At 43.2% G+C, this 19,480-nt stretch carries 15 protein-coding genes; 7 read left to right on the top strand and 8 right to left on the bottom strand.

The window, feature by feature from the left end; translation table 11 throughout:
- Positions 1 to 46: 46 nt before the first annotated feature.
- The 5 genes from rpoD to rsmD all read right to left on the bottom strand — a co-directional run bounded on the left by rpoD (position 47) and on the right by rsmD (position 5,364).
- The gene (rpoD, locus tag JIG37_RS12155) at positions 47 to 1,906 is read right to left on the bottom strand and encodes an RNA polymerase sigma factor RpoD (protein WP_138601684.1); all 1,860 of its coding nucleotides are present in this window, start codon (positions 1,904 to 1,906) and stop codon (positions 47 to 49) included.
- A gap of 123 nt (positions 1,907 to 2,029) precedes the next feature.
- Complete coding sequence (gene dnaG, locus JIG37_RS12150) at positions 2,030 to 3,781, bottom strand: DNA primase (protein ID WP_199529463.1); 1,752 nt, start codon at positions 3,779 to 3,781, stop codon at positions 2,030 to 2,032.
- 136 nt (positions 3,782 to 3,917) lie between these two features.
- Positions 3,918 to 4,364, bottom strand: a complete 447-nt coding sequence (locus JIG37_RS12145; RefSeq protein WP_054551044.1) for a GatB/YqeY domain-containing protein — start codon at positions 4,362 to 4,364, stop codon at positions 3,918 to 3,920.
- Positions 4,365 to 4,385: 21 nt separating this feature from the next.
- Complete coding sequence (rpsU, locus tag JIG37_RS12140; RefSeq protein WP_002957797.1) at positions 4,386 to 4,601, bottom strand: 30S ribosomal protein S21; 216 nt, start codon at positions 4,599 to 4,601, stop codon at positions 4,386 to 4,388.
- A gap of 145 nt (positions 4,602 to 4,746) precedes the next feature.
- The gene (rsmD, locus tag JIG37_RS12135; RefSeq protein WP_199529462.1) at positions 4,747 to 5,364 is read right to left on the bottom strand and encodes a 16S rRNA (guanine(966)-N(2))-methyltransferase RsmD; all 618 of its coding nucleotides are present in this window, start codon (positions 5,362 to 5,364) and stop codon (positions 4,747 to 4,749) included.
- 209 nt (positions 5,365 to 5,573) lie between these two features.
- On the opposite strand from rsmD, the gene ftsY reads away from it, so the two are divergent.
- From ftsY to glsB, 5 genes are all read left to right on the top strand, one after another.
- The gene (ftsY, locus tag JIG37_RS12130; RefSeq protein WP_199529493.1) at positions 5,574 to 7,670 is read left to right on the top strand and encodes a signal recognition particle-docking protein FtsY; all 2,097 of its coding nucleotides are present in this window, start codon (positions 5,574 to 5,576) and stop codon (positions 7,668 to 7,670) included.
- Positions 7,671 to 7,723: 53 nt separating this feature from the next.
- Positions 7,724 to 8,401: a cell division ATP-binding protein FtsE gene (gene ftsE, locus JIG37_RS12125; protein ID WP_054560978.1), complete on the top strand. Its 678-nt coding sequence runs from the start codon at positions 7,724 to 7,726 to the stop codon at positions 8,399 to 8,401.
- A complete protein-coding gene (gene ftsX, locus JIG37_RS12120) occupies positions 8,398 to 9,384 on the top strand; it encodes a permease-like cell division protein FtsX (RefSeq protein WP_054551047.1) in 987 nt (328 codons plus the stop codon). The genes ftsE and ftsX overlap by 4 nt, the downstream gene beginning before the upstream one ends.
- Before the next feature lie 272 nt (positions 9,385 to 9,656).
- Positions 9,657 to 10,520, top strand: a complete 864-nt coding sequence (gene rpoH, locus JIG37_RS12115) for an RNA polymerase sigma factor RpoH (RefSeq protein WP_054551048.1) — start codon at positions 9,657 to 9,659, stop codon at positions 10,518 to 10,520.
- Positions 10,521 to 10,600: 80 nt separating this feature from the next.
- Positions 10,601 to 11,521 (top strand): glutaminase B, encoded by a 921-nt coding sequence (gene glsB, locus JIG37_RS12110; RefSeq protein WP_166340525.1) that lies wholly within the window; start codon positions 10,601 to 10,603, stop codon positions 11,519 to 11,521.
- Positions 11,522 to 11,527: 6 nt separating this feature from the next.
- Here the strand turns inward: glsB and JIG37_RS12105 are convergent, their stop codons facing one another.
- Entirely contained in the window at positions 11,528 to 12,832 is a 1,305-nt protein-coding gene (locus JIG37_RS12105) for an inosine/guanosine kinase (protein WP_054551050.1), read from the bottom strand.
- Between the two features lie 180 nt (positions 12,833 to 13,012).
- Here JIG37_RS12105 and tadA point away from each other — a divergent pair, with 180 nt between their 5' ends.
- Complete coding sequence (tadA, locus tag JIG37_RS12100; RefSeq protein ID WP_166340527.1) at positions 13,013 to 13,510, top strand: tRNA adenosine(34) deaminase TadA; 498 nt, start codon at positions 13,013 to 13,015, stop codon at positions 13,508 to 13,510.
- Here the strand turns inward: tadA and JIG37_RS12095 are convergent, their stop codons facing one another.
- Entirely contained in the window at positions 13,511 to 13,681 is a 171-nt protein-coding gene (locus JIG37_RS12095) for a hypothetical protein (RefSeq protein WP_165385080.1), read from the bottom strand.
- A gap of 102 nt (positions 13,682 to 13,783) precedes the next feature.
- On the bottom strand, positions 13,784 to 15,253 hold the full coding sequence (gene mltF, locus JIG37_RS12090) for a membrane-bound lytic murein transglycosylase MltF (RefSeq protein WP_199529461.1): 1,470 nt from the start codon (positions 15,251 to 15,253) through the stop codon (positions 13,784 to 13,786).
- A gap of 311 nt (positions 15,254 to 15,564) precedes the next feature.
- Here mltF and purL point away from each other — a divergent pair, with 311 nt between their 5' ends.
- Positions 15,565 to 19,449 (top strand): phosphoribosylformylglycinamidine synthase, encoded by a 3,885-nt coding sequence (gene purL / locus JIG37_RS12085; protein WP_199529460.1) that lies wholly within the window; start codon positions 15,565 to 15,567, stop codon positions 19,447 to 19,449.
- The last annotated feature ends 31 nt before the right edge of the window (positions 19,450 to 19,480 follow it).

The raw sequence follows: 19,480 nt of genomic DNA, 5'->3' as shown, positions 1-19,480 counted from the left end.
AAAAAGGCCGCAACAGCGGCCTTTTAGTTAATAACGCGATACTAAATTACTTAGCATCTAAGAAGCTTTTCAGTAAGTCAGAGCGAGAAGGGTGACGTAATTTACGTAACGCTTTCGCTTCGATTTGACGAATACGCTCACGTGTTACGTCAAATTGTTTACCTACTTCTTCTAATGTATGGTCAGTGTTCATGTCGATACCGAAACGCATACGTAATACTTTAGCTTCACGTGCTGTTAAGCCCGCTAGTACATCGTTTGTTGCGCCACGTAGTGATTCCATGGTTGCAGAATCAATAGGTGAGTCGATAGTGGTATCTTCAATGAAGTCACCTAAGTGCGAATCTTCATCATCACCGATTGGTGTTTCCATTGAAATTGGCTCTTTAGCGATCTTAAGTACCTTACGGATCTTGTCTTCAGGCATTAACATACGCTCAGCTAATTCTTCTGGGCTCGGCTCACGCCCCATCTCTTGTAGCATTTGACGAGAGATACGGTTTAACTTGTTGATCGTCTCAATCATGTGCACAGGAATACGGATGGTGCGTGCTTGGTCAGCAATCGAACGTGTGATTGCTTGACGGATCCACCATGTTGCATAAGTTGAGAACTTATAACCACGGCGGTATTCGAACTTATCAACCGCTTTCATTAGACCAATATTACCTTCTTGGATAAGGTCTAAGAATTGTAAACCACGGTTGGTGTATTTTTTCGCAATTGAAATTACAAGACGTAAGTTCGCTTCAACCATTTCTTTCTTCGCACGGCGGGCTTTCGCTTCACCAATACTCATACGACGGTTGATGTCTTTAATTCGTTCGATGCTAAGACCTGTGCTTTCTTCAATTGCACTTAGTTTGCTGATGCAACGAATGATTTCTGGTTTAACTGATTCAAGTGCTACTGAGTATTTCTCGTTTGCAGCAATCTCAAGGTCGATCCAGCTTGTGTCTGTTTCGTTATTTGCAAAGTGCTTGATAAAATTCTTTTTCGGTAACTTAGCAATTTGTACAGCTTGCTTCATGATGATACGTTCTTGTACACGAACGCGGTCCATCATTTCACGCATGTTGTTAACCATGCGGTCAAACTGTTTTGGAACTAATTTAAATGTTTTAAATAGTTCGCCGATTTCTGCAATAGCTACAAGTGAGTCAGGGTGTGAGCGACCTTTTTCTTCGAACGTTTCGCGTGCTTTATTATAAAGCTCACGTAAGTTTTCGAAGTGAATACGGGCTTCTTCAGGATCTGGACCTGTGTCGCCATCGTTATCATCATCGCTATCATCATCACTATCTTCGTCATCATCGTCTTCGTCGTCTTCTTCGTCGAGTTGCTCTTCGTTTAACTCAGAACCGATGTGTGTTGCAGAAATTTGTGATTCGTCTTCATTATTAGGATCAAAGAAGCCAGAGATAATATCGCTTAAGCGCATTTCTTCAGCTTCGAATTTGTCCCATTGCTCTAGTAGATAAGTAATTGCTTCTGGGTATTCAGCAACTGAAATCTGTACTTGGTTAATACCTTCCTCAATACGCTTAGCGATTACGATTTCGCCTTCACGCGTAAGAAGTTCAACAGTGCCCATTTCACGCATATACATACGTACAGGGTCAGTTGTTCGACCGATCTCTTTTTCTACAGTCGCAAGTGCAGCTGCCGCGGCTTCTGCTGCGTCTTCGTCTGTCGTTGTTTCTTGCATCATTAATTCATCGGCATCAGGTGCGTTTTCACTTACCTTGATACCCATATCATTAATCATGCTAATGATATCTTCTACCTGATCTGAGTCGATAATGTCTTGTGGAAGGTGATCATTAACTTCTGCAAAAGTTAAATAACCTTGCTCTTTACCTTTTTGAATCAGAAGCTTTAATTGTGACTGAGGAGTTGGATCCATAGAGATTTATTCTTCCACTCTGAAAGTTGATACAACAGGCGCCAGCTCGCTTACTAATTAAGCGACACGAAAACTAACTAGACGCAGTGAATAGCACAGTATAACAGCATTATTCAATTCTGACTAGCTGTTGCTGCCTTTTAACGCTTGCGTTAGTAAGTGGCATTCCAGCCTTTCTTCGCTGCTTAAGCCTTGGGTCTTGTCTTTTATTAATAGGGTCTCTAGTCGATAATTTAAACACTGGTCTTCAATAAATTTAAAAGTATTTTTAAAAACCGTCTCTAAACGATCGTCATTTATTTGATGCTGCCAAGTGGCTAATTTCACCAGCGCGTCATATTCAGCGCCATCCCTAAATGACTCTAAAATTTGTGCGGTGGTGATACCTTCACGTTCTAGTGCTAAGTGCTGAATGCGTAAAAATAGCTCAATACCGGCTATTTTCATCTCAGCTAACTCCGGCATATAAGCAATGCTGGTCGCCAAACTTGGGTGTTGCAATAAAATACCAATCGCTTGGCGCATCGGCGTTATTTTAAATTTACGCTCAATCGCATGCTGTTGCTTTGGTGACTTAACACGATTATTTAATTGCTCTCTTGTTCGACCAATTAAGCGGCCAAGATGTTCCAAAATATTCTCTTGGTAAAAATCACTCGGGATTTTTTCAATTAGTGGTAGGGCATCACTAAGGAGCTTTGCTTTACCTGCGTCTTGTGTCAAGTCTATCTCTTGGCTGAGCTTATTAAACAGCACCTTAGTAAAATCATCCGCTTCGCTTAACCTAGTTTCAAAAGCGTCTTTACCTTCTTTTTGTACCAGTGAGTCAGGGTCTTCACCATCTGGTAAAAACACAAACTTTAACGACTTACCATCACCAAGATAAGGCAGTGCATTTTCTAGTGCACGCCAAGCTGCATCGCGGCCAGCACGGTCACCGTCGTAGCAGCAAATCACTTTATCTGTGGTTCTAAATAAAGTGTGCATATGTTCTGCGGTCGTTGCTGTGCCAAGGGCGGCAACGGCATATTCGATGCCTTGCTCAGCTAAAGCAACAACATCCATATAACCTTCAACAATTAAAATATGTTCAAGTTTTTTATGTGCTTGCTTGGCTTCGTATAAACCATAAAGCTCAAAGCCTTTATGGAAAATACGGGTTTCTGGTGAGTTAAGGTATTTAGGACCTTGATCCGCTTGCATAACACGGCCACCGAATGCAATCACCCGACCGCGTTTATCGCGAATAGGGAACATAAGTCGATCACGGAAGAAGTCAAATTGACGACCAGGCGATTTTTCAGAGGCTAGCTTTAGTTCTACAAGCTGCTCTTTTTGTTCTTTATTGCGGCCAAGTTGCTGGCATAGCGCTTCCCATTCACTTGGCGCATAACCAATCATGAATTTTTTCGCTGTTTCACCACTTAAACCACGACCCTTGATATAGTCGATAACCGTTTTCGAGTTGGCATGATGCTTTAATTGATGTTGGTAAAAGCGAGCAGCATGTAACATTAAATCGTAATCAGAGCGCTTTTGTTCTGCGGTGCGTTGCGGGCCTGAGCTTGTGCCTTGTTCGCGAGGTACGTCTAAATTGAGCATACTCGCTAACTCTTCAATGGCGTCAACGAACTCTAATTTGTCGTATTCCATGACAAACGAAATTGCATTGCCATTGGCGCCACAACCAAAGCAGTGATAAAACTGTTTATCTTGAGAAACGGTAAAAGAGGGTGATTTTTCATTATGGAATGGGCAACAGGCTTGATAGTCTTTACCTGCTTTTTTTAGGCCAACTCTCGAATCAATTAACTCAACAATATCTGTGCGAGCGAGTAAATCATCAATAAACTGTCGAGGGATCTTTCCGGCCATAGCTGTTGTTTTTTCCTGCGCTATCTATGCGTTGTAAAATAAGATTTGAACACAATTACTGTGTTTATGAAAGACTAAAAGCAAGAAACCGAGCACTAGGCTCGGTTTGCTTGAATCATACATCTGTATGTGGGGGTTAGGCAGTTAATCGTTGCTTAATTAAGCCAGAAATCTTACCTAAATCGGCACGACCTTCAGCTTTGCTTTTGATAACTCCCATTACCTTACCCATGTCTTGCATACCCGCTGCGTTTGTATCAGCTATAGCCGAGTCAATAAGAGCAATGATTTCTTCTTCACTCAATTGTTGAGGTAAGAATTCTTCAAGTGCTTTAATCTCACTGGCTTCAATTTCAGCTAAATCTTCACGACCCGCATCAATGTACTGGGTGTAAGAATCGCGACGTTGCTTAACAAGCTTTACTAAAACAGCGGTAATACCGTCGTCGTCAAGCGTAATTTGCTCGTCAATCTCACGTTGCTTGATTGCAGCAAGTACCATGCGGATAGGCTTAAGACGTTCTTTGTCTTTTGCCTTCATCGCATCTTTTTGCGCATCTTTTAGCGTTAATAAAAGGCTCATTTATACAAGACCAAATACTGATTAGTATAATTTAACGCGACGTGCGTTATCGCGAGAAAGCTTCTTCATGTGACGCTTTACTGCAGCAGCTTTTTTACGCTTACGCTCAGCTGTTGGTTTTTCATAGTGCTCGCGACGACGAACTTCTGAAAGGATACCTGCTTTTTCACATGAACGCTTGAAGCGACGAAGTGCTACGTCAAACGGTTCGTTCTCTCTTACTTTAATTACTGGCATTAAAAATTCACCTACCTAAATAATGAGCGTTGCTCAAGTTGATCGAATAACGACCAAGTGGTTCAAAAATGGTGCGGTATTGTAATCCGAAGCAACACCACATGTAAAGAATAATATTAACAGAAACTAGGTTTGCAAAACAGTGTTAATTTGTCTGGCGTTGATATAGCCGACAAATTACTTGTCCGGCAGTTTTTTCTTTTAAAAGCATCCAGTTATCTGGTGAGCTTAGGTCGCTTAGTTCGCTTTCGACCTCAACATATATAAGTGCTTGGGCAGATAACCAGTTATTTTTTTCGAGTAAAAAACAACTTTTTTCAGCCAAGTTTTGTCGAAATGGCGGGTCAACAAAAATTAGATCAAATTGCTCGTTTTGCGTGTTTTGTTCTAATAATGAAAGGCTATTGCCTTGTTTTACGACGGCATTATCCAATTTAAGCGTGCTAATGTTTTCTTTTAGCTGGCTAGCGGCACTTTTATCTAGTTCGAAAAACACAGCATGATCAGCAAAGCGCGATAAAGCTTCAAACCCTAAGCCGCCAGAACCAGCAAAGCAGTCAAGAACAGCTGCGCCTCGGGTATCTTGCATGAGCCAGTTAAATACTGTTTCTTTTATACGGTCTGTGGTTGGACGCAAGCCTTGCACATCTTTTACTGGTAATTTTCTACCGCGAAATTGCCCACTAATAATACGAATAAAACCATTTGCTGATTTATTGTTCGCTGCTTTTGCTTGGCGGTTAGCTGTTGATTTTTTTCTCATTTAACTCACTAATCATTGGTAACTGACCCCTAGCTCAGATAATATTGTATGCAATAGCTAGCGTGTCATTTTTCTACTGCGCTAAAAGTGATAGTATTGCGACCTTAGCGATAGATGGTACCTGTTTATGTTTGGCTAAAAAGCTGAACTGTCACCAAACTATTATTCATGTAAGTTTATCAGATTTTTATAAGTGGTTATTAGCAAGTATGGCAAAAAAAAGTAAATTCCTGTCTTGGTTTGGTTTTGGCAAATCAGATAAGCAACAAGCAGAGCAAGCAGCAAAAGAGGCTGATAACCAGAAGCAAATAGAAGAACAACAGCGAATTGAAGCCGAAAAGGCAGAAGCTGAACGTTTAGAACAAGAACGCATTGCTGCAGAAAAGGCAGAAGCAGAACGTTTAGAGCAAGAGCGTATCGCTGCAGAAAAGGCAGAAGCTGAACGTTTAGAGCAAGAGCGTATCGCTGCTGAAAAAGCAGAAGCTGAACGTTTAGAACAAGAGCGTATCGCTGCAGAAAGACGCGATGCTGAACGTGTAGAGCAAGAACGCATTGCGGCAGAAAAAGCAGAAGCTGAGCGTTTAGCTCAAGAGCAGCAAGCGGCAGAGCAGCAACGTCAAGAACAACAAGCTCGACTTGCTGAGCAAGAAGCAGCAATGAAATTAGAGCAAGAACGTGCTGCCGCAGAACAGGCGCAGCGTGAAGCAGAGCAAGCTGCTGCAGAAAAAGCAGAAGCTGAGCGTTTAGAACAAGAGCGTATCGCGGCAGAGAAAGCGGAAGCGGAACGTTTAGAGCAAGAGCGCATTGCTGCGGAAAAGGCAGAGGCGGAGCGCTTAGAACAAGAACGTATCGCGGCAGAGAAAGCGGAGGCGGAGCGCCTAGAACAAGAACGTATCGCTGCAGAAAAGGCAGAGGCAGAGCGCCTAGAGCAAGAACGCATTGCTGCAGAAAAGGCGGAAGCTGAACGTTTAGAACAAGAGCGCATTGCTGCGGAAAAGGCAGAGGCGGAGCGCTTAGAACAAGAACGTATCGCTGCAGAAAAGGCAGAAGCGGAGCGCTTAGAGCAAGAGCGTATTGCTGCAGAAAAAGCAGAAGCGGATCGTCTAGAGCAAGAACGCATTGCTGCAGAGAAGGCGGAAGCTGAACGTTTAGAACAAGAGCGCATTGTTGCGGAAAAGGCAGAGGCGGAGCGCTTAGAACAAGAACGTATCGCTGCAGAAAAGGCAGAAGCGGATCGTCTAGAGCAAGAACGCATTGCTGCAGAGAAAGCAGAGGCAGAGCGCCTAGAGCAAGAGCGCATTGCTGAAGAACAAGCAGAAGCGGAGCGTTTAGAGCAAGAGAAAGTAGCTCAAGCCGCTGCTGAAAAACCAAAGAAAGAAGGTTTCTTCGCACGCCTTAAAAAAGGTTTATTAAAAACTCGCGTTAATATTGGTTCTGGCTTTGCGTCTATTTTTAGTGGTAAGAAAATTGACGATGAGTTATTTGAAGAACTAGAAACACAATTACTAACAGCCGATTTAGGTGTTGATACAACAATGAAGTTGATTGATAACCTAACCGATGCCGCTGATCGTAAGCAGTTAAAAGATGGCGATGCTTTATACGAGTTAATGAAGCAAGAAATGGCAAGTATGCTTAAAACCGCTGAGCAGCCGTTAGTTGTAAGCAATGACAAAAAGCCATTTGTTATCTTAATGGTGGGTGTAAATGGGGTAGGTAAAACTACCACGATTGGTAAATTAGCGAAGCAGTTTCAAAACGAAGGTAAGTCAGTGATGCTTGCTGCCGGTGATACGTTCCGCGCTGCGGCGGTTGAGCAGCTGCAAGTATGGGGTGAGCGTAATAGCATTCCTGTGATTGCCCAGCATACAGGTGCAGACAGTGCGTCAGTGGTTTTTGATGCATTTCAGGCGGCAAAAGCCCGTAATGTTGACGTGTTAATCGCCGATACAGCAGGTCGCTTGCAAAATAAAGATAACCTAATGCAAGAGCTTGAAAAAATTGCCCGTGTAATGAAGAAAATTGACCCAGATGCACCGCATGAAGTTATGTTAACTATTGATGCAGGTACAGGTCAAAACGCAATTAGCCAAGTTAAATTATTTAATGAATGTGTTGGTTTAACGGGCATTACTTTATCTAAACTAGATGGTACCGCTAAAGGTGGTGTGATTTTCGCCGTTGCAGATAAATTTAATATCCCAATTCGTTACATCGGTGTTGGTGAAGGTATTGATGATTTACGTACCTTTAATAGTAGTGACTTTATTGATGCACTATTTAGCCAAGACGAGGATGACGCATAATTAACTAAAGGGAGCTTGCTCCCTTTTTCGCTGCAAGATGATTGATAACTAAAATGATAAATTTTCAGCAAGTCAGTAAAACATACCCAGGCGGCCATCGTGCCCTTGAAAAAGTCAGCTTTCATATCAAGCCTGGCGAACTGGCCTTTTTAACCGGGCACAGTGGTGCAGGTAAAAGTACCCTATTGAAGCTTATTAGCTTGATGGAGCGCCCATCGGCAGGGCAGGTGCTTATTAATGGTGTTGATTTAAATGCTGTTAAATCACGCCAGATCCCTTATGTGCGCCGCGACATTGGTATCATCTTTCAGAATCACCGCTTACTAGAACGTTACTCTGTGTTTGATAATGTTGCCTTACCTTTAATTATTGAAGGCACGCACCACAAGCAAATAGCTAAACGTGTTCACGGTGCGCTTGATAAAGTCGGGTTACTTGATAAAGCGAAGTGTAATCCAGCAACCTTATCAGGTGGTGAGCAGCAGCGTGTTGGTATTGCTCGTGCTATCGTTAATTCACCGCCAATTCTATTAGCTGATGAGCCAACCGGTAACTTAGACCCTGAGCTTTCAATGGACATATTACGTTTATTCGAAGACTTTAATAATCATGGCACAACCGTACTGATTGCAACCCATGACATTGGTTTAATTGCGCGTATGCGTTATCGCAGTTTAACACTGAAAGATGGCCGTATGATTGACGATCCGTTAGCTGAGGGGGCACTATGAGTTTATTGTTTAAAAGCCGCAACAGCCAAAACGAACGTCAGAAGAAGTCATTTTTAGCAGCGCCTTATTTCTTCTTTATTAATCTTATTCGCCAAGGTGTGCACAGCCTCGGTGAAATGTGGCGAACGCCTTTAGCTTCATTGATGACCATTGCCGTATTAGGATTAAGCTTAACACTGCCAGCGACGCTTTATTTAGTGGTTAAAAATGTCTCGCAAGTGAGCAGTGGTTTTGAAGATGCAGCAGAGATTTCGTTGTTCGTAAAAGAAACTATGAGCGAACAGCAAACGCAAACCTTGGTTAAGCGTTTAGCACTCTACCCTGAAGTAGATAAAGTAGAGTTTATATCAAAGGGCGATGCCCTCACTGAATTTAAACAAGTATCAGGATTTGGCCAAGCACTTGAATATTTAGATGCGAACCCGTTACCTGATGTTGTTATCGTCACGCCGACAGCACGATACCGTCAGCCAAATACAGCAAAACAATTACTGCAAAAGCTTGAAGGCGAAAGAGAAGTGGATTTTGGTAAACTCGATATTGCTTGGCTTGAGCGATTAAATGCACTTTTAAGTTTATTAAAAGAAAGCGTGATCACCATTGCTCTACTATTATTAACCTCCGTCACCCTGATCATTGGTAATACTATCCGCTTATCAATCATGGATAAGAAAGATGAAATTCAGGTGATGAAGTTAGTTGGGGCGACAAACACCTTTATTCATGCGCCATTTTTATGGACAGGGATTTGGTACGGTATTATTGGCGGTTTGTTCTCTTTTATTTGTGTTGCATTAATGATGTGGTGGCTTGGTGCTGCTGTAAGTGATGTTGCGGGTGTTTATGAAACCAGCTTTGACTTAATTGGTTTAACACTCACAGAGTTTGGCATTTTAGTCGCTCTTGCAACAGGGTTAGGATTTGTTGGTTCTTACCTATCAGTTAACCGTTATATAAAAGAAATTGAACCCGATAAAGTGTAGCTATCAGCGCTATTATTTTAGCGCTTTTGCTTGTCGTTAATTTGTCATATTAAGCCTTTATGCTGTTTGTTTAGATTTTGAATGGTGGGCTATATATCTTTCAAAATACCTTTAAAAGCTAGAATTCATCGCTTATTCAGCGCCTTAAAGTAAAATAAAATTATCTTAAAAAAACCACTTGATTTGAACTTTAAAAAAGTTTTTAATTGAAGTTAGCACTCTCGCTTAAAGAGTGCTAAGATGGTTTCAAATGTTTATCACTGAGGTGAAAAATGAGTAAAGATTTATACGCAATGGCACTTACTGCAGGTCAACAGAGCGCAAGTATGGACGGCTACCTTCAAGCGGTTAGCACTATTCCTATGCTTGATGCAGAGAAAGAAAAGCAGTTGGCGACACGTCTTCAGGAAGAAGGTGATCTTGAAGCTGCGAAGCAACTCATTATGTCGCATCTACGCTTTGTTGCTCATATTGCGAAAAGCTATTCAGGTTATGGCTTACCGCAAGCTGATTTAATTCAGGAAGGTAATATCGGTCTGATGAAAGCGGTAAAACGTTTCGACCCAAGTGTAGGTGTTCGCTTAGTTTCATTCGCAGTACACTGGATCAAAGCTGAAATTCATGAATACGTACTGAAAAACTGGCGTATCGTGAAAGTTGCAACAACAAAAGCGCAACGTAAATTATTCTTCAACCTGCGTAAAAACAAAAAACGTTTAGGTTGGTTTAACCAAGCTGAGGTTAGCACCGTTGCTAATGAGCTAGGTGTAAGTGAAAAAGAAGTACGTGAGATGGAATCACGTATGAGTGGCCAAGATATGGGCTTTGACTTAACGGGCGACGACAATGACGACGCACCAACAAGCACATACTCGCCAGTGCAGTATTTAACAGATGGCAGTGCTGACCTTGCTGATGATATCGAAGAGCAGCAATGGCAAGAACAGTCTCATGCACGTTTATTCAGCGCGTTAAAAACCCTTGATGAACGTTCTCAAGACATCGTAAGTGCACGTTGGTTAGCTGACGATAAAGCAACATTACAAGAGCTTGCTGAGAAATATAACGTTTCAGCAGAGCGTGTTCGTCAGCTAGAAAAAACAGCAATGAAAAAACTGCAATCAGCGATGAGCTAATAGCAATCGCTATAGCAAACCATCTTTAGTAGACTACAAAGCCTCGCAAATGCGGGGCTTTTTGTTTTAAAGGACGCGGTATGTCACAGATTGATTATCAACATGTATTAGATGAAATCACAAAAGAAGTTCAACCATTACTGAGCCAAGGGAAGGTTGCTGATTATATTCCTGCGCTTGCAGAGGTTGAGCCAAACCAGTTTGCCATTGCTATTCATACTGTGGATGGGCAAACCTATTGCGCGGGTGATTGTGGTGCGCGTTTTACGATTCAATCTGTTTCTAAAGTAATGACCTTAACCTTAGCACTTCAGCGTTATGGTGATGAGCTTTGGCAGCGAGTCGGTAAAGAGCCATCAGGCACCGCTTTTAACTCACTTACACAGCTTGAGTTTGAACAGGGCATACCACGCAACCCATTTATTAATGCCGGCGCGATTGTCACCTGTGACGCGTTATATAGCCGTTTATCTGCGCCGATGCACTCTATGCTTGAGTCATTTCGTCAGTTATCAGGAAATGCTCAGGTTGTTATTGATAAGAAAGTGGCAAATTCTGAATATGAGTTTCGTCATCGCAACGCCGCGATGGGGCATCTAATGAAGTCATTCGGCAACTTTAATAATGAAGTTGATGATGTGTTATGGGCTTACTTTAACTTCTGTGCCATAGAGCTAAACTGCGTAGAATTAGCAAAAGCTTACAATTACTTAGCAAACCAAGGTAAAGATGCCAATGGCCATGAAGTACTTAGTGCAAGGCAAAATAAGCAGTTAAACTCGTTACTGTTTACCAGTGGTTTATACGATGCAGCTGGGGATTTTGGCTACCGTGTTGGTATGCCGGGTAAGTCAGGGGTATCGGGTACTATTTTAGCTGTGTTACCAAATCAATTTACTGTGGCTGTGTGGGCGCCTAGACTTAACTCGTATGGTAACTCAGTGGCTGGGATAGCGGCTCTTGAGCGTTTATCCCAGAAACTGGATATTTCGATTTTTTAGTGGAGATTACTGATCCCAGTAAACTTGCTCTAAACAATCTTCACGTTCAGGTAAACCACGCGATAAACGTGGCGAGTGCTGAACAAGTACTTCATAACTTGCACGGTTAGCGTATTTACTAATTTGTGCAAGCGATGAGTAGGTCATAGCAGGTTGCTGATGCTTCGCTGAGTTTGCCACATTAAGTTTGTGGTAAACGTTTGCTGATAGGTCATGCAGTACCGCAGCTAGAGCGCAATCGCCTGCGCCATTGGTATTTTTAATGCTGTCAGGGCCGCCCATAAATGGTGCTGTGTGGCTGTACGCACGAATAGGGTTTTGGCAGTCGTCTTTACGCATTGCGCGAGAAAATTCATAACGGTTAAAGTCAGCAATTGCACCTGGTAATAACGGGTATTCTGTTTCACGCTTGAATGAGTCGTCGACGTAACCGGCCATAAACAAGCCTTTTTCACCAGCCGTGCAAATAACTAAATCAGTCCAATCAAGCGCTTTGTCGGCAGCTAGAAGCGGATCTTCAAAGCCGGTAATCGCAAGGCCTTCCTCTTCGTTCATAGCAAGAATATCAACATGCTCTTTTACAAAGTCAGCCCACCAAGTAGGGTCTTGTTCAATCAAGAACTTAGTACCAAGGGTTAAAACCACAGGGACACCTGCATCATTGGCATATTTCACTGCCTGCATGGTCGCTTCTGTCATGGTTTCATCACCTTGAGTTCGCATTAGGTATGCGCTGATCACTAATGCTGATGAATTCTCAATAAGTGCCTGATCGATTGATTCAGGGCGAAGATGGTTCATAAGCCCCGCGCTGATTGCGAAGGTACGCTCACCGGTCTCGTCAATTAAGGTAAAACAACGACCAATAGGGCCATCTACAGGCTGAAGGTAGTCAAGGTCAACGCGGCTAGAGGTGTTACATAAAAAACGGTATGCGTAGCTGCCGATTTTGATATTTTCACTCATTACCCCTAAAAGTACTGATCGGTCGTCAGCTAGGGTAGAGTAGTTGTGCATAGTGTTACCTACCGTACCACCGGCAAACTCATAATCGATCATATTGTCGAGTTTTAGTCTGTCGTATAGTGCGTTGGTAATATCGTTATCGATCACTTGCGACATGCCACGGCGCAATTGAAATTCATCTAGGAAAGCTTGATCAACTTTCGCTTCAATATCTACCACAATTTGGTCGATACCCGTAATATAACTACGTTGTAGTCGGTCGGTTGAGTTAAGTTGATTCGTCAGTGGATCTTTGGCTTCCACCGGAAAATAATGTTTATGCCTGCGGCGTCCAGGAAATTTCATTTGCTACCCGTGTTGTAAGCTAAATAAAAAAAGCGCGAGATTATAGCGCAATATGGGTCCATTGAGCCATGAAAAAGCCACTAAATTTTGCGTTAATTTTTAAGTGTAGCAGTATTTATAGCCGACATTTTTCACTAACTAGGTATAATTACTCACAGTTTTACAAGATTTGTGTGATATATGAGCGAACAATTTAGCGACCAATATTGGATGGAAAAAGCATTAAACTACGCCAATGAAGCGGCTGCTATTAATGAAATTCCGGTTGGTGCTGTGCTGGTAAAAGACAATCAACTGATTTCTTATGGTTATAACCGCTCAATTATTGATAACGACCCATCCGCTCATGCTGAAATGATGGCAATCCGCGAAGCAGGTAAAGTACTTAATAACTACCGATTAATCGATTGCACCTTGTATGTTACGTTAGAACCTTGTTCTATGTGCGCAGGTCTGTTGGTACATAGCCGTATTAAGCGATTGGTATTTGGTGCTAAAGATGCCAAAACGGGATCGGCAGGATCAATTATGAATCTGCTGCAAGAGCCTAGGCTTAATCATCAAGTTGAAGTAACCGGTGATGTTATGAGTGAGCAGTGTGGGGCGGTAATTTCAGCGTTTTTTAAGCGTCGTAGAGAAGAGAAAAAGGCGGCAAAGCTGGCTGCTCGCAACGCCTAGTTATACAACCGGCGTTGCAGGAACTTGTGCTTCCATTAACTGCATCGCAAATAAGCGGCGACGCCAAATAACTTTTTTGTGTGTATTACGTAGCATGATACGACGGCGGGTCGCCGTTGAGTAAATAACATTACGCTTGAACTTATGTGTCGTGCGTCTTCTTTTTAACATGAGTGCTCCTTAAGTGAGAGTAAAGCATGGCATGGTCCGTTCCATTTCTACTAAAAGATAATGATCATTTGATGACAAGTAAACAGATTTCGGTGCTTGAGGTTAGTTGTTTTCTAATTCTTGCTGCTCTGAGTTGGTTTGTTGCGTGTTGTCATTTGGCTTTGGTTCGCTCGCTTGCGCTTCAGGTTGAGCTTCTTCAGTGCTTTGCTCTTCTTCACTAGGGTTAGCAATCGCATCATTTTCATCAAGCCAAACCAGTGCGTCGTAATAGCGACGAATATTATCAACGTATTTTACTGCAACATCGCCACGGGCATAACCATATTTGGTTTTTCGATAGTAACGCTTTTTAATTAAAAGCGGTAAGCGCTTTTTAACATCAGCCCATTTATCGGGGCTTGCACCTTCTTGCTCGGTAATAATCCGTGCGTCGTTGACGTGTCCCCAGCCAACATTGTAAGAGGCTAAGGCAAACCAGGTTCTGTCGGGCTGCGGAATGCGTTCAGGGATCCAAGAAATTACTTTGGCAAGATACTGCGCACCGCCTTTAATATTTTGCTCAGGCTCTAGGCGATTTGTTACGCCGACCTGTTTTGCCGTTGCTTGGGTTAGCATCATAATACCGCGAACACCAGTTGGTGACTTAGCCCTTGGGTTCCACATCGATTCTTGATAACTCAAAGCCGCCAGTAATCGCCAGTCTATGTTACCTGCGTATTGCTCAAACCAAGGTTGATATTTGGGTAAGGTGTCTTTTATTGCTTCAATATAAGCAAGTGTGTTCACATAATTAAACTGGCGAACATGGCCGAAATATTTTTCTTCTAACACATAAAGCTGGTTGCTTTGTTTGACGTCGCCAAAAAATGGCACCATGAGGGCATATAAAGAGTCATCACCATCTTTTCTTAGTAACCAAGCGATAGGATCATTACGGGTAACCGAAAAGCCGATACTCAAGTTTGGGTGGTAGCGGCGAAACAGCGATAAGGTGTGCGAGTCTGCTAGGGTGTAATCAATTTCACCGTCGATAACAGCTTGCAGAAGCTCTTCTTCATCCATATCTTCTGTTTCGTTCCAGCTAAGTTCTGGATTAAGTTGTTTTAATTGTTGTAGTGCCAACGAGTGACTGCTTTTGGCGAGAACAGTCAGATTGCCGGTTAAATCCGCAAATTCACGGGGTCTATTACGGCCTTGCTTATAAACTAGTTTTTGGCTTATGGTGCGATAGGTTGGGCCGAAGCGGTAATGCTCTGCCCGAATTGTATTATAGGTAAGACCTGACGCTATAATATCTAAATCGCCACTTTCTAAGCGTGCGAACATATCGGATAGATTAAAAAAAGGCACCATCTCGAGCTCTACACCAACATAATCAGCAAATTCTTGGGCGAGCTCATATTCAAAGCCTTGCACACCTTGTGGAGCCTGATAGTAATTACTCGCACCAGCTAATGTGCCGACTCTAATTTTGTTCTGCGCCTTGATATGAGCAAGTTGCGACGGTTGCTGTTGCATATCGCACGCACATAACATGAGCACTAAACTAAAAATAGCGAGTAACTTTTGCATAAATTATAAATGCCCCTTAAACCATTACCTTAGTGTTATAACAAAACTTCTAAGCCACGTCACTTGGCGAATAGTGTTATAGATCTATTTAAAAATTAATAACTATAACAAGGCAGATGGTAGATAAGTCATACAGAACAAGAACCTGCAGAGAAATAAAGACGACTAAGCTAGTTAATTGTTGCAACCTTAAAAGCGGTTATGAAGATTATTTAAATAAAAGCGTAATTTTGAGTTAAATCTAGACGTTATTTGCACTATAATATGCGCCTAAAATATCGTTCAATCCCTAACCCCGGATGAAAATACCTATGTTGATCCTTCGTGGTGCACCAGCACTTTCCGATTTTAGAGTTCAGAAAATTTTAGCGCGTTGCCAACAGGCACAACTTCCAGTCACTGACGTTTACGCAGAGTTCATGCATTTTGCTGATCTTACAGCTGAGCTTTCAGCTGATGAGCAAACCAAGCTGGAAAAACTGCTTACTTACGGTCCAACAATTGCCGAGCATACCCCTGCCGGCACGTTAATTCTTGTAACGCCGCGTCCTGGTACTATCTCGCCTTGGGCATCAAAAGCAACTGACATCGCACATAACTGTGGCTTAAGCCAAGTTCACCGTGTTGAGCGTGGTATTGCATACTACGTAGAAGGTAATTTATCAGCTGAGCAAACAGCTGAAGTTGCAGCGTTATTACATGACCGTATGACTGAAGCAACGCACGCGGATATGGCTGATGCAGCTAAATTATTCCGTCACGATGAGCCGCGTCCAATGTCATCAGTTGACATTTTAGGTGGTGGCCGTGAAGCGCTTGCAAAAGCAAACGTTGAGCAAGGTTTTGCCCTTGCTGAAGACGAAATTGATTACTTGGTAGAAAACTTCCAAAAGTTAGGGCGTAACCCGAACGACATCGAATTATTCATGTTTGCACAAGCAAACTCTGAACATTGTCGTCACAAAATCTTTAACGCTGATTGGACAATTGATGGCATCGAACAGCCAAAATCATTGTTCAAAATGATCAAAAATACCTATGAGCAACACCCTGAAAACGTGTTATCTGCATATAAAGATAACGCAGCGGTAATGAAGGGCTCGTTAGCAGGTCGTTTCTTCCCGAATAGTGAAGGCGAGTACGCATACCATCAAGAGAACATCGAAATCTTGATGAAAGTTGAAACGCACAACCACCCAACAGCGATTGCGCCATTCTCAGGTGCATCAACAGGTTCTGGTGGTGAGATTCGTGATGAAGGTGCTACAGGCCGTGGTTCTAAGCCTAAAGCAGGTTTAGTTGGTTTCACTGTATCTAACCTACGAATTCCTGGTTACGAGCAGCCATGGGAAACAGACTTTGGTAAGCCTGGTCGTATCGTAAATGCACTTGATATCATGACTGAAGGCCCATTAGGTGGTGCGGCATTCAATAACGAATTTGGTCGTCCTAACTTACTTGGTTACTTCCGTACATACGAAGAGAAAGTATCAAGCCATAATGGTATCGAGGTACGTGGTTACCACAAGCCAATCATGCTTGCAGGTGGTTTAGGTAACATTCGTTCTGAGCATGTTCAAAAAGGCGAAATCCCTGTAGGTGCTAAGCTAATTGCACTAGGTGGTCCGGCAATGAACATCGGCCTAGGTGGTGGTGCTGCGTCTAGTATGACATCAGGCCAATCAAACGAAGACTTAGACTTTGCATCGGTACAACGTGAAAACCCAGAAATGGAACGTCGTTGTCAGGAAGTTATTGATAAATGTTGGCAGCTAGGTGATGCAAACCCAATCGCTTTCATCCACGATGTGGGCGCAGGTGGTCTTTCTAACGCATTCCCTGAGCTTGTAGACGACGGTGGTCGTGGTGGTAAATTCCAACTTCGTGATATTCCAAACGATGAGCCGGGTATGGCACCACACGAAATTTGGTGTAACGAATCTCAAGAGCGTTACGTATTAGCAGTTGCGGCAGAAGACTTCGCGCGCTTTGAAGCAATCTGTAAACGTGAACGTGCAGAATACGCTGTTATTGGTGAAGCAACAGAAGAGCGTCACTTAACGGTTGAAGATAGCCACTTCGGTAACAACCCTGTTGATCTTCCGCTTGATGTTTTACTTGGTAAAGCACCAAAAATGCACCGTGAAGTTGAATCGAAAAAAGCGCAATCTCAACCATTAGACGTTGCTAACATTGATGCTGCAGACGCTGCACAGCGTTTATTACGCTTACCAACGATTGCTGAGAAAACATTCTTAATCACCATTGGTGACCGTACCGTAACGGGTTTAGTTGCGCGTGACCAAATGGTAGGTCCTTGGCAGGTGCCAGTAGCAAACTGTGCGGTAACAGCCGCTGCGTTTGATACTTACCACGGTGAAGCAATGTCACTAGGTGAACGTACACCAGCTGCACTTTTAAACTACGGTGCTTCTGCTCGTTTAGCTGTGGCTGAGTCACTAACGAACATTGCGTGTGCTAACATCGGTGGGCTTGAAAATATCAAGCTATCTGCAAACTGGATGGCCGCAGCAGGTCACCCAGGCGAAGATGCGGGCCTTTACGAAGCTGTAAAAGCGGTAGGTGAAGAGCTTTGTCCGGCGCTTGGTTTAACTATCCCTGTGGGTAAAGACTCAATGTCGATGAAAACTCAATGGGATGAAAACGGTGAGCAAAAATCGGTTACTGCGCCATTATCACTGATCATTACTGCCTTTGGTCGTGTTGAAGATGTGCGTAAAACAGTAACGCCACAGCTACGCACTGATAAAGGTGAGTCATCACTATTATTAGTTGATTTAGGTGCGGGTCAAAACCGCATGGGCGCATCAAGCCTTGCACAGGTTTATAAGCAACTAGGTGATGTAACGCCTGATGTTGATAACCCAGCACTATTAAAAGGTTTCTATGAAGCAATGCAAGCGCTTGTTGCTGATAACAAGTTACTTGCTTACCATGACCGTTCAGATGGTGGTTTATTCACGACTATCGCTGAAATGGCATTTGCTGGTCACACGGGTGTAACAGTTGACCTTGCAGGCTTAACAGGTTCAGACATCGAAGCGCTTTATAATGAAGAGCTAGGTGCGGTTATCCAAGTAGCAAACGCTGATTTAGACGCAGTGAAAGCGGTTCTTGCTGATCACGGCTTAGCTGCTATCAGCCATGAAATTGGTGCACTAAACGCTGATGACCGCGTGCTATTCACTCGTGGTGATGATGTGGTTCTTAACCACACGCGTACTGAGCTTCGTACGATTTGGGCAGAAACAACTTACCAAATGCAAGCGCGTCGTGATAACCCTGAGTGTGCTAAGCAAGAGTTTGACGCTAAATTTGACGCAAAAGACCCAGGTCTTAACGTAAAACTAAGCTTTGACTTAAACGAAGATGTTGCAGCGCCTTACATTGCAACGGGTGCGAAGCCGAAAATGGCTATTTTACGTGAGCAAGGTGTTAACTCTCACTTAGAAATGGCGGCGGCATTTAACCGTGCAGGCTTTGCTGCGGTTGACGTGCACATGAGCGACATACTTGAAGGTCGTTTAACACTTGAGCAATTTAAAGGCTTAGTAGCATGTGGTGGTTTCTCTTACGGTGACGTATTAGGTGCTGGTGAAGGCTGGGCTAAGTCAATCTTATTTAATGAGATGGCGCGTGAGCAGTTCCAAAGCTTCTTCCACCGCGAAGATACATTCAGCTTAGGTGTGTGTAATGGCTGTCAAATGCTTTCAACATTGAAAGAATTGATCCCGGGCACTGAGCACTGGCCACGTTTCGTAACGAATAAGTCAGAGCGTTTTGAAGCTCGCTTTAGCCTTGTAGAAGTACAAGAAAACTCATCGGTATTCTTTAACGGTATGGCAGGTTCACGTATGCCTATCGCTGTTTCTCACGGTGAAGGTCATGCTGAGTTCGCAAACGCTGATGCAGTTAAAGCAGCGCTTGAGTCAGGTACAGTGGCAGTGAAGTTTGTTGATAACTACGGTAACCCAACAACGCAATACCCAGCTAACCCGAATGGCTCGCCAGAAGGTATCACAGGTATTACTTCTACAGATGGTCGTGCAACGGTTATGATGCCGCACCCTGAGCGTGTATTCCGTACGGTTGCTAACTCATGGCACCCAGATGAGTGGAAAGAGGATAGCCCGTGGATGCGTATGTTCCGCAACGCTCGTAAAAACGTTGGCTAGAACTTAATTGTGTGCCTAGCTATACAAGCTA

Source organism: Pseudoalteromonas sp. bablab_jr010, assembly GCF_016464105.1.
GTDB classification, from domain to species: domain Bacteria; phylum Pseudomonadota; class Gammaproteobacteria; order Enterobacterales; family Alteromonadaceae; genus Pseudoalteromonas; species Pseudoalteromonas simplex.
The sequence above is the reverse complement of the archived record's forward strand: the minus strand, read 5'-3'. Positions and strand labels throughout refer to the sequence as shown.

Coding starts and splice junctions, on each gene's coding strand:
- dnaG (WP_199529463.1), bottom strand. CDS start 3,781: ATGGCCGGAAAGATCCCTCGACAGTTTATTGATGATTTACTCGCTCGC.
- mltF (WP_199529461.1), bottom strand. CDS start 15,253: ATGCAAAAGTTACTCGCTATTTTTAGTTTAGTGCTCATGTTATGTGCG.
- ftsY (WP_199529493.1), top strand. CDS start 5,574: ATGGCAAAAAAAAGTAAATTCCTGTCTTGGTTTGGTTTTGGCAAATCA.
- glsB (WP_166340525.1), top strand. CDS start 10,601: ATGTCACAGATTGATTATCAACATGTATTAGATGAAATCACAAAAGAA.
- ftsE (WP_054560978.1), top strand. CDS start 7,724: ATGATAAATTTTCAGCAAGTCAGTAAAACATACCCAGGCGGCCATCGT.
- JIG37_RS12145 (WP_054551044.1), bottom strand. CDS start 4,364: ATGAGCCTTTTATTAACGCTAAAAGATGCGCAAAAAGATGCGATGAAG.
- JIG37_RS12095 (WP_165385080.1), bottom strand. CDS start 13,681: ATGTTAAAAAGAAGACGCACGACACATAAGTTCAAGCGTAATGTTATT.
- rpoD (WP_138601684.1), bottom strand. CDS start 1,906: ATGGATCCAACTCCTCAGTCACAATTAAAGCTTCTGATTCAAAAAGGT.
- JIG37_RS12105 (WP_054551050.1), bottom strand. CDS start 12,832: ATGAAATTTCCTGGACGCCGCAGGCATAAACATTATTTTCCGGTGGAA.
- ftsX (WP_054551047.1), top strand. CDS start 8,398: ATGAGTTTATTGTTTAAAAGCCGCAACAGCCAAAACGAACGTCAGAAG.
- rpoH (WP_054551048.1), top strand. CDS start 9,657: ATGAGTAAAGATTTATACGCAATGGCACTTACTGCAGGTCAACAGAGC.
- purL (WP_199529460.1), top strand. CDS start 15,565: ATGTTGATCCTTCGTGGTGCACCAGCACTTTCCGATTTTAGAGTTCAG.
- tadA (WP_166340527.1), top strand. CDS start 13,013: ATGAGCGAACAATTTAGCGACCAATATTGGATGGAAAAAGCATTAAAC.
- rsmD (WP_199529462.1), bottom strand. CDS start 5,364: ATGAGAAAAAAATCAACAGCTAACCGCCAAGCAAAAGCAGCGAACAAT.
- rpsU (WP_002957797.1), bottom strand. CDS start 4,601: ATGCCAGTAATTAAAGTAAGAGAGAACGAACCGTTTGACGTAGCACTT.